Consider the following 15649-nt stretch of genomic DNA (forward strand, 5'->3'; position numbering starts at 1 on the left):
AAATACCCTATTTTTGCAACTTCAAAAAAAAGCCTCAAGCTACAGTGAAACTCATCAAGCAATTAGAAAATTATTCAGCTAAAAAACCTTTGGTATTGTCCTTAGGAATGTTTGATGGGGTGCATTTGGGGCATCAATCGATCATTCATCATCTGAAAGAAAAATCTCAAGAGATTCCGAATTCGGAAACGGCAATTCTCACTTTTTGGCCACATCCGAGATTGGTGATCAACCCAAATGATGATTTGCAACTTCTGAATACGATAGATGAAAAAGCCCATCTCTTGGAGAAATTCGGTATAGACCATCTTATTTTAAAAACTTTTGATGAAGAATTTAGAAACCTGAGTGGTGAAGAATTTGTACGAAAAATTTTAGTCGAAAAACTGAATGTAAAATATTTGGTCATTGGTCACGATCATGTTTTTGGAAAAAATAAAAGTGGAAATTTTGAACTTTTAAAAACCTTAGGTTCGGAATTGGATTATGAAGTTGAGCAAATGGATGCTGTGAACATTCACAACCACAACATTTCATCTACAAAGATTAGAAAAGCCCTTTCCGAAAGCTCCATTTCTGAAGCCAACGAAATGTTAGGATATCCCTACTCCATTTCGGGAACGGTTATTCATGGTAAAAAAATTGGCAGAACCATAGGTTTTCCAACTGCAAATTTAGATTGGGATCCTATAAAAATTCTCCCCAAAAAAGGAGCTTATATTGTGGAAGTTATTCATGAAAACACGGTATACAAAGGGATGCTAAGCATTGGCAACAACCCAACCGTCAATGGCCAACAACTAACCGTGGAGGTGAACATCTTGGATTTTTCAGAAGAAATTTACGATCAAAAAATAGAAGTCCATTTCAAGGAATTTTTGCACGATGAGATAAAATTCGAATCTTTGGAGAAATTGATAGAACGACTAAAAGAAGACGAAGAATTGACCAGAAAATATTTTCAAAAACTACCGTAAAAACTTACAAATTCTCGATTTCAACTTTTACTTTTTTGGTTAAAGATTGATAAACCAAATCGTAAGAATGATCGATCAATTCCAGAATTAATGCCGGCAAAAGGCCTTCGCAAAGCACAGAGTTCCAATGGGTTTTGTTCATGTGATAAGCTCCAGAAATTTGAAAATAGCGTTCTCGTAACTCTTCCGACCAATCAGGATTTGCCTTAGCCGAAAAAACAATGGGATGATTTTCCAAAGCCATCAACAGAAAGATTTTCCCACCTACTTTGAACACCAAAGTATCTTGATCAAAAGGGAAACTTTCGGTCACCCCTTTTTTGGATAAACAATATTGCCGTATTTCTTCTGCTTCCATAGCTCTTTATTTCATTCAAAAATACTAAATTTAAACAAAATTAAACAATGAAAGCCGTAATTATTGGAGCCACAGGAGCCACAGGAAAATATCTTTTACAAGAACTTTTACAATCGGAAAATACAGATGCCGTACTTTCTTTGGGCAGAAAGCCACTTGACATACAACATCCAAAACTCAACCATTGCATCATCAATTTTGATCAATACGATCAATGGAAAAATTTGGTAAAAGGTGATATTGCTTTTTCATGCTTGGGTACTACCTTGAAAGCTGCAGGAAGCAAGGAGTTGCAAAAGAAAATCGATTTTGATTATCAATTGAATTTTGCAAAAGCAGCACGGGAAAACGGAACAGAACACTTCATCTTGATATCGTCCTACGGCGCAAACTCCCATTCCAAATTATTCTATTCTAAAATGAAAGGAGAATTAGAAGAAGAAATCATTCGATTAAAATTCCCTCAACTCCGCATTTTTCAACCCGGATTGTTGTTCAGAAAAAATTCGGATAGATTAGGAGAACGATGGTCGGTTAGTATTTTAAACGGGATCACAAAGTTTACATTTTTCAAGAAATACAAGCCATTACCAACATCAATTTTAGCAAAAGCCATGTTGAAGATTTCCCAAAACAAGGAAAAGGGGTTAAGATTCATCAGACTTCAAGAAATTTGGACAGAATCGGAAGAAAACAACAATTAAATTGCAATTTCCTCATCGCCCCAAGAATAGGTTTCCTGAGCCGACTGATAACCCAAGTCGTATATTTCTTGCAATCGAGAAGCTTTTTTCTCAAAGGTACCAAATTGAGCCAAATCTTGAGAAGTGATGAACCAATCGCAGTAGGCAAATTTATACTGCTCGGTTCGATACGATATTAAGTCATACGACCTTGATATTACCGATTTTATAGAATCCAAATCTTTAGGCTGAACACTTTGAGGTGGAGAGAGAAAAACTCCAATAATTTTATCGCAATCAAACCGAATAATGTCTGCCGGAAAATTATTAAGTACGCCGCCGTCACAATAGACTTTATCGTCTTTGATAAAAGGTACAGAAATCCCCGGGATAGAGCACGATGCACTTACAGCGTCAATCAAGTTAAACTCCTTATCAAAAACCACTTGACTGCCGCTAACCATTTCGGTTGCAACAATTTTTAAATCCACCTCCAAATCACCAATTTTCAAATCTCCCAATATGGGTTCTAGATGTTCTCTGAAAGTAGTGCTGGACAAAAAACCGGATTTACTAATGGTCAGGTGTTTCCAACTAAACAGATAAATGGACTGAAAAAAGTGAAGAATTTCCTCAGGACTTTTGCCCACTGAATACAAAGCAGCAACGATAGAACCCGCACTGCAGCATGCAATACGGTCAACAGCAATGTCTTTTTCGTTCAAAAACTTAAGTACTCCGGCGTGAGCCACACCTTTTGTTCCACCACCGGAAAGTACCAATCCTATTGTTTCGATATTTTCCATGTATCAAATATAACAAAAAAACCACAGAATTTCTGTGGTTTTAATCATATTTTGGAATATATTATGTTAAATATGGATTACCTCTCCATACGCTGCAGCTACAGCTTCCATCACCGCTTCAGAAATGGTTGGATGTGGATGGATGGATTTTAGGATTTCGTGACCTGTAGTTTCTAGTTTTCTAGCAACAACAGCTTCGGCAATCATGTCGGTTACACCGTCACCTACCATGTGGCAACCAAGCCACTCTCCGTATTTGGCATCGAAAATAACTTTGATAAAACCATCGGTATCTCCGTTTGCGGTAGCTTTTCCAGAAGCCGAGAATGGGAATTTGCCCACTTTCAGTTCATAACCTTTCTCTTTGGCTTGCTTTTCTGTAAGACCTACAGAAGCTACTTCTGGGTGACAGTAGGTACATCCAGGGATGTTTCCGTAGTCAATTTTTTCAGTATGTATGCCTTTAATTTTCTCAACACATGTAATTCCTTCTGCAGAAGCGACATGAGCAAGAGCTTGAGTTGGAAGGATATCTCCAATGGCATAATATCCCGGTACAGAAGTTTCGTACCACTCGTTGACCAAAACTCTACCTTTATCGGTCTTAATTCCTACTTCTTCCAGACCAATTCCTTCTATGTTGGCAGCGATACCTACCGCAGAAAGTAAAACATCTGCTTCTAAAGTTACATTTCCAGAAGCCGTTTTCACAGAAGCTTTCACACCGTTTCCGCTGGTATCTACAGATTCAACAGAAGCGTTGGTCATGATTTCGATACCGGATTTTTTCAACGATTTTTCAAGGTGTTTAGACACATCTTCGTCCTCAACCGGAACAATGCTTGGCATAAACTCTACGATGGTTACTTTTGTCCCCATTGCGTTATAGAAGTCTGCAAACTCTACTCCAATAGCTCCAGAACCTACAACGATCATGGATTTTGGTTGTTCTGGCAATGTCAATGCTTGTCTGTATCCGATGACCTTCACTCCATCTTGTGGAAGATTTGGCAATACTCTGGATCTTGCACCTGTTGCAATAATGATGTGAGGAGCTGCATATTCTTGTACTTTTCCATCTTTATCCGTTACTGAAACTTTTTTACCGGGTTTTACGGTAGCAGTTCCAAGGATCACATCAATTTTATTTTTTTTCATTAAGAATTGGATACCGCCGCTCATTTTTTGAGCAACGCCACGGCTTCTTTGAACCACTTTGGTAAAATCGAACCCGGGATTTTCAACTTTATTCAAACCGTAGTCTTCAGCATGTTTCAAATAATTGAAAACATGAGCAGATTTCAACAAAGCTTTCGTTGGGATACAACCCCAGTTAAGACAGATACCTCCAAGGTTTTCTTTTTCAATAATAGCAGTTTTAAAACCAAGTTGTGCCGCTCTGATGGCTGTTACATAACCACCGGGACCACTTCCAATAACAATGATATCGTAGTTCATTTTCAGAATTTATTTTTGCGAATATACGGATTTTTCTTATTATTTTAATCGACAGAAAAAACCTCATCCTTGCTGGAATCTAAAAACTCAATATTTCTTTTTAAACCCGCAAATTTTGTCCTTTTCACAGGTGATTTTCTAAAGATTTCTGAGAACATCTCTTGGGTTATCTCTCGCCATTCTTTTTTGGTATAGGATTTTAAAAAATCGTTGGGCCGGAACCGGTCTTCGTTGTGCGGCAGGGCAAAACGATTCCACGGACAGACATCTTGACAGATATCGCAACCAAACATCCAATCGTCCATTTTACCCATAAACTCCGAAGGAAGTTCGTTTTTCAGTTCTATGGTTAGATACGAAATGCATTTGCTCCCATTAATCACTCGGTCCGAGACAATCGCATCGGTAGGACATGCATCAATGCACTTTCTGCACGAACCACAATGATCGGTTACGGCATGATCTGTTTCCAATTCTAAATCGCAAATAATTTCTGCTAAAAACTGAAAAGATCCTCGTTGTTTGGTCAACAGCAAAGCATTTTTTCCGACCCATCCCAATCCTGATTTTTTGGCCCAGGCTTTTTCTAAAACCGGTGCCGAATCGGTGAAAATCCTAAACGAGAACTCGCCTATTTCTTCTTGCAATTCGACCAACATCTCCCGAAGAATGTCCTTGATCACCTCATGATAATCTTGTGCATAAGCGTATTTTGAAATTTTAAAATTCTCCAGGGTAGAAAGTTTCTCTTCAGGAAAATAATTGTAGGACAAAGAAATAACCGATTTTGCTCCATCCACCAAAAGTCTGGGATCCAACCGTTTATCAAAGTGATTTTCCAAATATTTCATCTCGCCCTGATAGTTATTTTTAAGATAATTTTCAAGAGGTTGCGCTTCAGATTCTAAAAAACCGGCTTGTGAAATCCCACACGATTGAAAACCAAATTTTTTGGCTTTGGATTTTATAAGATGAGAAAAATTTTCCTTTTGTGACATAAATTACTGTGCAAAGATAAGAGTTAATATACATTTGCATCAAAATATTAGTACAATGGACTTACAAGAAATATTGAAAACCGGCAATTATACCTTAATCGATGTTAGAGAACCGATTGAATTGGAGATGGATGGAAAATTTGAAGAAGCCATCAACATTCCTTTGGGCGAAATTGAGGGCCGACTGAATGAAATAAAAAACATTAGCAATCACAAAATTCTTTTTTGCAGAAGCGGAGGCCGATCGGCTTCGGCAGTACAGTTTCTACAAAACCACAACATCAACGATGTCAGCAACGGTGGTGGTTTTGGATTTTTGAACATGTTAATGGGAAACCAAAACTAAGAAGACAAAAAGCGACTTAGAAGACTCATCTTCGACTATTTTTTTTACAAAAACTTTCAATATTCGTATTGAAAGTTTTATTTTTGACCCATAAAAAAATAAAATCATGCTAGAAGAAATTTTAAAATCAGGGAACTACACCTTAATCGATGTTAGAGAACCTATGGAATTGGAAATGGATGGGGAAATGGATAATGCCATCAACATCCCTTTGGGTGAAGTTGAAGACCGTAAAGATGAAATTTTATCTCTAGAAGGTCCCGTTGTTCTTTTTTGTAAAAGCGGTAACCGTAGCGGAAAAGCTTTGGAGTTGCTAGAGTCCAACGGATTCAAAAACGGATACAACGGTGGTGGTTACGCTCAACTGAAAGACACCCTAGAAAATCTATAAAATAAATCCCTTGTCTAAACTGTGACAAGGGATTTTCTTTTGACATTATTTCCTAAATGGTTGGGTTAATAGATTGGTTAAATTCATTAATTAAATTTTCGAAGACTTTACTCACCGGTAAAATTTCATGAATCAGAGCCGAGCATTGTCCAATTTCCAATTCGCCTTCCACCAAATCTCCTTCAAACATTCCTTTTTTGGCTCTTGCTCTTCCCAAAGCCGTTTTTAGTTCTTCTGTATTTCTACCGGACTGGTAAATTTCTTCCAAATCGTGGAAGAATTTATTTTTCACCAACCGAACAGGTGCCAACTCTTTCAGGGTAAGATGCGTATCGCCTTCGTTCAGTTCAACAATTTTATCTTTCCAGTTCTGATGGGCACTTGCTTCTGTTGTTGCTGCAAATCGAGAACCTATCTGCACCCCATCGGCTCCTAGAATCATGGCAGCTTTCATTTGCGAACCCAAGGAAATTCCACCCGCTGCAATCAGTGGTTTGGTAATGTGTTTTCTAACATTTGGAATCAGACAAAGCGTGGTGGTTTCGTCTCTTCCGTTGTGTCCACCGGCTTCAAAACCTTCTGCAACAACCGCATCTACACCTGCGTCTTCGCATTTCATGGCGAATTTGGTCGAAGAAACCACATGAGCCACCTTCAGTCCTTCTTTTTGTAAGGCTTCGGTGTAGGTTTTCGGATTGCCTGCCGAGGTAAAAACGATTTTCACACCTTCTTCCAAAACGATGTTAATGACTTCGTCCAAATTGGGATAAAGCATGGGAATATTGACCCCGAAAGGTTTGTTGGTTGCTGCTTTGCATTTTTGAATATTTTCTCGTAAAACATCCGGATACATGCTTCCGGCACCGATCAGTCCCAAACCTCCGGCATTGGATACGGCAGAAGCCAATTTCCATCCGGAATGCCAGATCATACCGCCTTGGATGATGGGATACTGGATTTGAAATAAGTGGGTGATTTTGTTTCTATTTTCTTGCATATCTATTTGTTTTTTGGCCAAACCAAAGTCTATAAAACTACTCATGTTGGTAAAAATACAAATTTCGATTTGAACAAAAAAAACCCTCAATAAAAATTGAGGATAAATTTGTTTTATTTAGAAAGAGATTGCTTATTCCAGTCGGTTTTGAAGTTACAATCTTTATATCTTTTATCGATGGAGATGAATACATTTGGCAATTCGCCGTTCACCCATTTTTCTACGATTCCGTTTTTCTTATGGTTCAGTGCCATTTGTTTTACACGGTCATAGTCGGATTCTAAAGTAAGTTTATGCGCCGGGATTACCTCTTCTACTTTTACCAAAGCTACGGCTTTTCTTTTGTTGACATCTTCTTCAAAAACATCCGTCATATCGCCTTTATTAAGTCCGGCAATGTGGTAACCTAGAGTTGGAGGAAGGTTTAATTTTTCAATCTTATCACCGTTTTCATCGGCCATAACTCCGCCGTTAAATTTTGTTTTTTTATCGTCGGAATATTTGAATGCAGCTTCTTTAAAAGTCATTTTACCGTCCAAAATGCTTTGCTTTATTTTTTCCAATTCTTTCTTAGCATTCGCCATCTCTTCGTCGTTTGGAGTCGATTTAATCAAGATGTGCTTGGCATCGTATTTTTTACCTGCTTTTTTGATCAATTGAATGATATGAAACCCGAATTCGGATTCGATGGGATCAGAAATTTCACCTTCTTGCAAGTTAAGAGCTGCTGCTTCAAAAGGTTTTACCATTTGTCCTTTCGATATGTTTTTGTACAGACCACCGTTTGCAGCACTTCCTTCGTCTTCAGAATAAATTCTGGCTTGGCTGTCAAAAGATTCGCCTCCCAAAATATCTTGTTTTATTTTCTTCAAACGATCGATAATTTCTTGTTTATGGGCTTCGGTAAGCACAGGAAACATAGAGATTTTAGCCAAAGTTACTTCGTCTTTTACCTCAGGAAGTTGGTACTGATTGGTGGTATAGAAATTGGTAACTTCGTTGGGTGTTACATCTACTTTTTCGGTGATTCTTTGGTATTTTGACTGACCGTAATAGCTATCAATATCTATTTTTTCGATGGCATTTTTCATTTCGAAACCGGTACGGAATTTATAGGCATCCAGCATGGTTTTTTCGTCCGGGAAAGACATCAGCATTTGGTTGTACTTTTCGTTTGCTCTTTCACGGATTGCAGCATCTCTTTTCTCAATCAAAGTATCTTTTTTGGCTTCGTTGATCAAGAGTTTCTGGCTAAGAATTCTCTCCATAAATTGGCATTTGTCGGTAATTTTCTCACCTTGCTGTTTGGCATAGTTCATTTGCTCCTGTACATCGGACTCCAACACAATTTCGTTACCAATTACAGCCGCTATCCCGTCCACCATTTCACCTGGTTTCAATTGCGCATTCATTTTAACCGTAAAAAGGAGCATAAAAAATCCTAATATTAAGGTTAAATTTATTTTTTTCGTCATATTTAATTTTTAATAGAATTGCAAATATATAATTCTATGGACAATAGCGTCCAAAAATTAATGATAATTATTTCTTAAAATTGATATTTTATTAGATAACCACATCAAAAGTGGTAAGTTCTTTGAAGTCGTTCACGCGATTTAAGATATCGGTTTCTGTAATTTCTTCTAACCTTTCGGTTCCAAATTTCTCTACCGTAAACGATGCCATTGCAGAACCTGCGATAATGGCTGCTTTCATATTTTCAAAGGAAAAATCTCCTTTTTTCGCAAGGTAGGAAACAAAACCTCCGGCAAAAGTATCTCCTGCACCTGTTGGATCGAAAACCTCTTCTAATGGCAATGCCGGAATGGCAAAAATTCTCCCTTCATGGAAAAGCAAAGCACCGTGTTCTCCTTTTTTGATGATCACATATTTAGGTCCCAATTCGTGAATTTTTTTAGCGGCTTTCACCAAAGAATATTCTCCGGAAAGCTGTCTTGCTTCTTCGTCGTTGATGGTAATGACATCGGTTTTGGCAATAACTTCCATCAAAAGATCCCAAGTATGATCCATCCAAAAATTCATGGTATCCAAGACCACCAATTTTGGTCTGTTGTTCATTTTTTCTAATACCGAAAGTTGTACAGCAGGATGAAGATTCCCCATCAATAGAACTTCTGCATCTTGAGCCGATTCCGGAATTTTAGGATCGAAATTTTCCAAAACATTCAGCTCAGTAGCCAAAGTATCTCGAGTATTGAGATCGTTGTGGTACTTTCCGCTCCAGAAAAAGGTTTTTCCTTCTTTCACCATTTCTACACCGTCCAGGTTGATGCCTTTTCCGGTCATCATATCCAGATAATCTTGTGGAAAATCTCCACCGATTACGGACACCAAATGAACTGGAGTTTTCATAGCGGCAGCGGCAAGACCGATGTAAGTTGCAGCTCCACCTAATATTTTATCTGTTTTTCCGAAAGGGGTTTCAATGGCGTCAAAAGCAACCGTCCCTACTGCAATAAGTTTCATATTTTCTAAGTATTTTTTAATGTTAAAATTATTTCCAATGAAATGTATCGATTAATCTTAATAGATCTTGTTTGATGTATCCAACAGCAGGAGCTAAAGAGTCCGGCTTGGGTCTTGTGTTGAAGTATAAGTTTCCTGTAACATAATGCTTGGTGCTATCGGTAATGTAAAACTGAATGTTTGAAGCACTTTGCCCTTTGAGTTCGTAGAAATTTCCGTAAACTTTTCTATCGGGATAGTTGAACGATTTCGTATCGATAGAACTTGCCTTAATGGTGTGTTCGTAAACCATTTTCTCGGATTCTTTGACATGCTGAACGAAATCATTTTTTATTGGGAAATAGGTAATAAATACCTTTGCCTTCATTTCCGGGTAATCGATGTAATACCAACATGGTTTTTTGGCATCCGTGATTTTTGCAAAATTCGAATATTCAAAATCATAAGAACAGGCATCAAACTTTTGGTATTGAGCCTTTGGATATTCCAAACGAAGCTCTCCATACGGTTTTGGATGTGCGTCTTCTGAACATGAAAACAGAAGACTTCCTAATAAAACAAAGACTATTTTTTTAAGCATTCGGCAAAAATACATTTTTAATCGGAAGTTGCTCATATTCTTCACAAAGAATTTAATGGGATTGAAGAAGAAAACGCCCTTGTTTTTAAATAATTATCGATGGGTTTGGGAAATGCGTAGCGTTGCAACTGCAAAGGATTTATACAAATATTTGAGTTGGACTTCGCGATGGAAATAAAATCCTTTTCATCTTCTACAACCACATGGTGGAAATTAATTTTCAATTTCCGATGAGAGAGTTTATGTTCTACGGTTGATGTAGAAACGATGCATTCTGAAAGTCGATCGGGCAATGTCTGTGGGAGCTCAAAAAGTTTTTTCCAAATCCCAAGATCGTCTCGTTGTTGTATAAAAAACCGGTCTTGAAAGGTGATAAAATAATAGTCCATCGATTGTTCTGAAACTTTTTGTTTTTTGGATTTGTAAGGAAACTCTTGTACTTTTCCCAGCTGAAAAGCCAAGCAATCGTCCACAAAAGGGCATTTTTCGCAATCTGGATTTTTGGGTTTGCACATCGAAGATCCTAGATCCATAATCGCTTGGTTAAATTCTCCAGGATTTGTCTTAGGCATCACCCTCAAGGCCAAATCTGAATAATATTGAAAAGCAGAAGCGTTCGACACATCAAAATCATCAGCAAACAAACGACTAAAAACTCGATAAAAATTACCATCGACTGCTGGCATTGCAACGCCGTAACAAATGCTTACTATGGCCGCTGCCGTGTACTTGCCAATTCCGGGCAACTTTAAAAGATCTTGATAAGCCGTAGGGAAAATCCCATTTCTATCGACATGAATAATTTTAGCTGTTTTATGCAAATTAAGAGCTCTGGAATAATAGCCTAAACCCTTCCAATACAATAAGACTTCATCTTGTGGAGCCACTGCCAAATCCGAAATCGTTGGGAATCGATGAATAAATTTAGTATAATACGACAGACCTTGATCTATACGGGTTTGTTGAAAAATAATTTCACTGATCCATATATTATAAGGAGTTTGAGTATTTCGAAATGGCAGGTCACGGCCATGAAAATCGTACCATTTCAATAATTTTTCACCAAGGTGTGGAAAATCAGGGTTTTGTTTGTTAGTTTTCAAAAATTAGTTTTATATTTGCACACCAAAATTATAAATAAATAAAGGAAATGACAAAGGCAGAATTGGTAAATATTATCTCTAATAAATTGGGAACAGAAAAGAATGAGACTCAGAAAGTTATCGAAGCTTTCATGCAAGAGATAAGAACATCTATGTACAGCGGAGACAATGTTTATCTTAGAGGTTTTGGGTCATTCATCATCAAGACCAGAGCAGCAAAAACGGGAAGAAATATTTCAAAAAATACTGCAATCGAAATTCCGGCGCACAACATTCCGGCTTTCAAACCATCAAAGACTTTTGTAGAAAAAGTAAAAACAAAAGTACAAGTAAAATAATTCACTGAATATTAACTTTTTAAAACTATAAGATTATGCCAAGCGGTAAAAAAAGAAAAAGACACAAGGTAGCGACTCACAAGAGAAAGAAAAGAAGAAGAGCTAACAGACATAAGAAAAAATAATTTTTCTAAACCCATATAAAATATAGTTGATGAAAATTTTAAAAACTTTCATTAACTATATTTTTGTTTTTACTCAATTATTAAAAAATAAATTACAATTGAGTATCCTAATAGAACTAAATCTAAACAACTACTTTTCCTACCAAACCAGGAAAAGCCTAACAAACAAGAGCAATGAAGAAAGAATTGATTATTTCTCATGAAGATGATCGCACAAAAATTGCCCTACTCGAAGATGGCCGCCTCTTTGAATTGCACGAGGAAGAAGACCAAAACGAGTTTGTGGTAGGCGATTTGTTTTTAGGCAAAGTAAAAAAATTGGCACCCAACCTTAATGCAGCTTTTGTAAATATTGGTTACGAAAAAGATGCATTTTTACACTATCAGGACTTAGGTCCAGATTTTTTAAGTTATCAAAAATTCATTAAAGATACTTTCCACAAAAAACAGCAGACTGCCGGTCTGAAAAATTTTGAAACTCAAAAAGAAATTGACAAACACGGCACGGTGGACAAAGTAATTGCAAAAGACGATGTGGTTTTGTTGCAAATTACAAAAGAACCCATATCCACCAAAGGACCAAGAATCTCTACCCAAATATCACTTACAGGTCGTTTTCTTGTCCTAATCCCTTTCGACAATAAAGTTTCAATTTCAAAAAAAATAAGAAGTACAGAAGAAAAAGATAGACTTCGTACCCTAATCGAAAGTATCAAACCCGAAGGCTTTGGCGTAATTATCAGAACCGTAGCCGAAGGAAAAAAAGTAGCTGAACTGCACAACGACATGAATTCCCTAATCGAAAAATGGGAAACTACTTTTAAAAATATTCAAAAAAATAAAGTACCCTCCAAAGTTTTAAGCGAAGAGGATAAAGCATCGGCCATACTTAGAGATAACTTTAATGCAGAATTTGTAAGCATTATTTGCGACGACGAGCAATTGTCAAGCGACATGCGCAATTACATAGAACTTATCGCTCCTGAAAGAAAAAATATTGTTCAGTTTTACGACTCTCACATCCCATTGTTAGAATATTACAATGTCGAGAAACAACTGAAACAAAGCTTTGGTAAACATGTAAACATCCCAAGCTCTAAAGGCGCCTATCTGGTGATAGAACATACAGAAGCCCTACATGTAGTGGATGTAAACTCCGGCCCCAACATCAACTCTGCCACCAACAAAGACCATGCACTGAATGTGAACAAAATGGCGGCTACAGAAATAGCAAGACAACTACGACTGAGAGATATGGGAGGTATTATCGTGGTGGATTTTATTGACATGGTCAATCCGGATCACCGAAGAGAATTGCACGAACATTTTAAAAATGAAATGAATCGTGACAAGGCGAAACATAAAATCCTGCCCCCAAGTAAATTTGGTCTGATACAAATGACCAGACAAAGGGTAAGACCAGAAAAATACATTGAAACCAAAGAAGAAAACCCAAATGCCGATGGAGAAATCCTAGCGCCAATAGTGGTGATCGAAAGAATGGGTGAAACCATCCGCAACCTCATGCAAAGTGAAAAAGGAAAACTTTTCCTCCATGTACATCCTTTTGTTGAAGCCTACCTAACCAAAGGGCTGAACAGCATACAGATGAAATGGTTTTTTAAATACAAAAAATGGGTGACCATCATTCCGAGAGATAGTTTTAAATACTTGGAATATAAAATTTACAATGCCAATAAAGAAGAATTGATGGGAGATTCTAACTAAAAATCCCAAAAATTTATCTAAATAAAGACTGTCCAAATCGACAGTCTTTTTTTATCATATTCCATGAAATATTCAAAATCCAAAGACCGAGTCTGCATACAAAATTGAAGAATACCTATGCAATTATTCCTTATTTTGAACTATATTTGAACTATGAAAAGCATTGGGAAAGATTTAATCGAAAAAATTAAAAACGCCGATCTCTTGGGCGAAAATGCTCATAAAATCTACTCGCCACCGTACAGACCCTTGTACAGTTACGAAGAAATTTTAGAGAAGAACCCTAGATTTGCTGCGGTTAACATTCTTTTGTACCTAAAAGATAACGAATGGTACTTCCCTCTGATGCAAAGAACGATAAACGCACACGACAAACACAGTGGACAAGTTTCCTTTCCAGGTGGCAGTCGTGATCCAGAAGACCTCAACTTTGCAGAAACTGCCATCCGAGAAACTTCTGAAGAAATTGGCATCGACAAGCATTATGTAAAAATCATCCGTGAGATGAGTCCCATGTACATACCACCAAGTAATTTTTTTGTACATCCCTTTATTTCATTTACCAAAAAAAATCCAAAATTCAAATTGCAAGAGAGCGAGGCTGTAGAGCTTATTGAGTTTCGAGTTTCGGACCTTGTAAAACTCAGTTCCAGTCCAGAGCTTAAAGCACTTCCATCATCCAGAGGAGTCGAAGTACCGGTAATTGAGTACCAGGGATACCACATCTGGGGTGCCACCTCCATGATTTTGTTTGAATTTAGCCAAATACTCAAAAATTTATAATATTTTTGCATTTCTTGTACCATAAAAAATGTCGAAGAAAAGTATATTTACCGATGCATTCGGACATCTGTATATCTTGAAAAGGTTGATTATCTTTATTTTAGGAATGATTTCCTATAGAAGATTTAACGGTTTCAACAAACTAAAAATTTCCGGTACCGAAAACCTTTTGGGATTGCCTGATTCTAATGTATTGTTCGTATCCAATCATCAAACTTATTTTGCCGATGTTGCAGCCATGTATCATGCTTTCTGTGCTGCCAACAACGGTTATATGAACTCCATAAAAAACCCGGTTTACCTCCTGAATCCTAAGGTCGATTTTTATTATATCGCAGCCGAAGAGACCATGAACAAAGGAATACTCTCCAAAATTTTCAAATTGGCAGGTGCTGTTACCGTAAAAAGAACTTGGAGGGCAGAAGGAAAAAATGTAAACCGAATGGTAGACTTGAACGAGGTAGATAACATCATGAAAGCCCTTTCCACAGGTTGGGTCATCACCTTTCCACAAGGGACTACCACCGCATTTGCACAAGGAAGAAAAGGAACGGCCAAATTGGTGAAAAACCAAAGACCCGTTGTAATTCCTATCAAAATAAACGGATTCCGTAGGGCTTTTGACAAAAAAGGACTTCGAGTGAAAGTTACAGGAGTAAAACCAACTCTAGAATTCAAAGCACCATTGGATATCGATTACGACAACGAAAATGCACAGCAAATTTTGGACAAAATCATGACCGCTATCGAGCAAACCAACGAATTCAATATCTTACACGATTACGATGAAGAGCTGAAAGCAAAAAAACTACAGGATAAAAATACCCAATCGAACAATTTATAAAATCGTATTTTGAAAAATCAATATAAACAACAAACAAGAGTTGCAGTCGTTGGAGAAGGCAGTGAGCACATTTTCAACCTTACCCTATCTACTTTGGATTTTTTGGGTAAAACCATAGATGCTGTAAAATTTGATGAAACCATCAGCCACAATCAGAATGATTTTGTATTGCTAGCCCTAGACAAAAACAACGATAACATTTGCTCTTTAGAGCCCACCATTGCTGTAGTAACGGATTATTCCGAGCACTATCCGGATTTCTTAAACAGCATTACCTCCGGAGGAATTGTTATCTACAACCAAGAAAATGAAAAACTAACAAAAGCCATTCAATCGGCAGAAAAATATTTTAGAAAAATCCCTTTTACCACACCTGATCATCAAGAAAATGGCGAAATGATTTCTTTAGAAACAGACCTTGGACTGATCTCGATAAAAAGCAGCACACAAAACGCTCAATACATCGAAGCCGCTCGTCTGCTTTGTCAGCAATTGGGCATACAAGAAGAAGAATTTTATGAAGCACTACTTCACTTTGCTTCCTAAAATATTGACACACTTTCATCAACAAAAGAAAAGATAAAACCTGCAGCATCGCCTGTAGGTTTTCGTTTTTTTGTGATACAATTGAGAAATTAGTACCATAT

18 protein-coding genes are annotated in these 15649 nt (G+C 37.3%); 9 read left to right on the forward strand and 9 right to left on the reverse strand.

The genetic code is table 11. From position 1 onward, the window contains the following. Nucleotides 1-44 precede the first annotated feature (44 nt). A complete protein-coding gene (locus tag H9Q20_RS02300; protein WP_124642202.1) occupies nucleotides 45-977 on the forward strand; it encodes a bifunctional riboflavin kinase/FAD synthetase in 933 nt (310 codons plus the stop codon). 4 nt (nucleotides 978-981) lie between these two features. On the opposite strand, the gene H9Q20_RS02305 is transcribed toward H9Q20_RS02300, so the two are convergent. After that, a complete protein-coding gene (locus H9Q20_RS02305; RefSeq protein WP_124642199.1) occupies nucleotides 982-1335 on the reverse strand; it encodes an MmcQ/YjbR family DNA-binding protein in 354 nt (117 codons plus the stop codon). A gap of 47 nt (nucleotides 1336-1382) precedes the next feature. On the opposite strand from H9Q20_RS02305, the gene H9Q20_RS02310 reads away from it, so the two are divergent. Continuing rightward, nucleotides 1383-2039 (forward strand): NAD(P)H-binding protein, encoded by a 657-nt coding sequence (locus tag H9Q20_RS02310; RefSeq protein WP_187478202.1) that lies wholly within the window; start codon nucleotides 1383-1385, stop codon nucleotides 2037-2039. On the opposite strand, the gene H9Q20_RS02315 is transcribed toward H9Q20_RS02310, so the two are convergent. The 3 genes from H9Q20_RS02315 to queG form a co-directional block, all read right to left on the reverse strand. Further along, a complete protein-coding gene (locus H9Q20_RS02315) occupies nucleotides 2036-2824 on the reverse strand; it encodes a patatin-like phospholipase family protein (RefSeq protein ID WP_124642194.1) in 789 nt (262 codons plus the stop codon). The two genes, H9Q20_RS02310 and H9Q20_RS02315, sit on opposite strands and share 4 nt — an antisense overlap. Before the next feature lie 66 nt (nucleotides 2825-2890). Continuing rightward, nucleotides 2891-4282 (reverse strand): dihydrolipoyl dehydrogenase, encoded by a 1392-nt coding sequence (gene lpdA / locus H9Q20_RS02320; RefSeq protein ID WP_124642192.1) that lies wholly within the window; start codon nucleotides 4280-4282, stop codon nucleotides 2891-2893. A gap of 44 nt (nucleotides 4283-4326) precedes the next feature. After that, on the reverse strand, nucleotides 4327-5280 hold the full coding sequence (queG, locus tag H9Q20_RS02325; RefSeq protein ID WP_124642190.1) for a tRNA epoxyqueuosine(34) reductase QueG: 954 nt from the start codon (nucleotides 5278-5280) through the stop codon (nucleotides 4327-4329). Between the two features lie 55 nt (nucleotides 5281-5335). Here queG and H9Q20_RS02330 point away from each other — a divergent pair, with 55 nt between their 5' ends. Beyond that, nucleotides 5336-5626: a rhodanese-like domain-containing protein gene (locus H9Q20_RS02330; RefSeq protein ID WP_124642189.1), complete on the forward strand. Its 291-nt coding sequence runs from the start codon at nucleotides 5336-5338 to the stop codon at nucleotides 5624-5626. A gap of 106 nt (nucleotides 5627-5732) precedes the next feature. Next, nucleotides 5733-6017: a rhodanese-like domain-containing protein gene (locus tag H9Q20_RS02335; protein WP_124642187.1), complete on the forward strand. Its 285-nt coding sequence runs from the start codon at nucleotides 5733-5735 to the stop codon at nucleotides 6015-6017. A gap of 52 nt (nucleotides 6018-6069) precedes the next feature. Here H9Q20_RS02335 and H9Q20_RS02340 read toward each other — a convergent pair whose 3' ends face one another. The 5 genes from H9Q20_RS02340 to mutY all read right to left on the reverse strand — a co-directional run bounded on the left by H9Q20_RS02340 (nucleotide 6070) and on the right by mutY (nucleotide 11184). Then, on the reverse strand, nucleotides 6070-7059 hold the full coding sequence (locus H9Q20_RS02340) for an NAD(P)H-dependent flavin oxidoreductase (RefSeq protein WP_394336900.1): 990 nt from the start codon (nucleotides 7057-7059) through the stop codon (nucleotides 6070-6072). 68 nt (nucleotides 7060-7127) lie between these two features. Beyond that, nucleotides 7128-8489, reverse strand: coding sequence for a peptidylprolyl isomerase (locus H9Q20_RS02345; RefSeq protein ID WP_124642185.1), 1362 nt, complete (start codon nucleotides 8487-8489; stop codon nucleotides 7128-7130). A gap of 91 nt (nucleotides 8490-8580) precedes the next feature. Next, nucleotides 8581-9501, reverse strand: coding sequence for a PfkB family carbohydrate kinase (locus H9Q20_RS02350; RefSeq protein WP_124642182.1), 921 nt, complete (start codon nucleotides 9499-9501; stop codon nucleotides 8581-8583). Between the two features lie 28 nt (nucleotides 9502-9529). Beyond that, nucleotides 9530-10081, reverse strand: a complete 552-nt coding sequence (gene gldD / locus H9Q20_RS02355) for a gliding motility lipoprotein GldD (protein WP_124642180.1) — start codon at nucleotides 10079-10081, stop codon at nucleotides 9530-9532. 41 nt (nucleotides 10082-10122) lie between these two features. Beyond that, nucleotides 10123-11184 (reverse strand): A/G-specific adenine glycosylase, encoded by a 1062-nt coding sequence (gene mutY, locus H9Q20_RS02360; protein ID WP_187478203.1) that lies wholly within the window; start codon nucleotides 11182-11184, stop codon nucleotides 10123-10125. A gap of 47 nt (nucleotides 11185-11231) precedes the next feature. Here mutY and H9Q20_RS02365 point away from each other — a divergent pair, with 47 nt between their 5' ends. From H9Q20_RS02365 to H9Q20_RS02385, 5 genes are all read left to right on the forward strand, one after another. Beyond that, a complete protein-coding gene (locus H9Q20_RS02365; protein ID WP_124642176.1) occupies nucleotides 11232-11522 on the forward strand; it encodes an HU family DNA-binding protein in 291 nt (96 codons plus the stop codon). A gap of 299 nt (nucleotides 11523-11821) precedes the next feature. After that, entirely contained in the window at nucleotides 11822-13375 is a 1554-nt protein-coding gene (locus H9Q20_RS02370) for a ribonuclease E/G (RefSeq protein ID WP_124642175.1), read from the forward strand. Nucleotides 13376-13528: 153 nt separating this feature from the next. After that, a complete protein-coding gene (locus tag H9Q20_RS02375) occupies nucleotides 13529-14158 on the forward strand; it encodes an NUDIX hydrolase (protein WP_124642173.1) in 630 nt (209 codons plus the stop codon). Between the two features lie 28 nt (nucleotides 14159-14186). Then, nucleotides 14187-15002, forward strand: a complete 816-nt coding sequence (locus tag H9Q20_RS02380; protein ID WP_124642171.1) for a lysophospholipid acyltransferase family protein — start codon at nucleotides 14187-14189, stop codon at nucleotides 15000-15002. 9 nt (nucleotides 15003-15011) lie between these two features. Beyond that, complete coding sequence (locus tag H9Q20_RS02385; RefSeq protein ID WP_187478204.1) at nucleotides 15012-15548, forward strand: hypothetical protein; 537 nt, start codon at nucleotides 15012-15014, stop codon at nucleotides 15546-15548. The last annotated feature ends 101 nt before the right edge of the window (nucleotides 15549-15649 follow it).

Origin of the sequence: Amniculibacterium sp. G2-70, from assembly GCF_014353055.1 — a bacterium.
GTDB classification, from domain to species: Bacteria; Bacteroidota; Bacteroidia; order Flavobacteriales; family Weeksellaceae; genus Amniculibacterium; species Amniculibacterium aquaticum.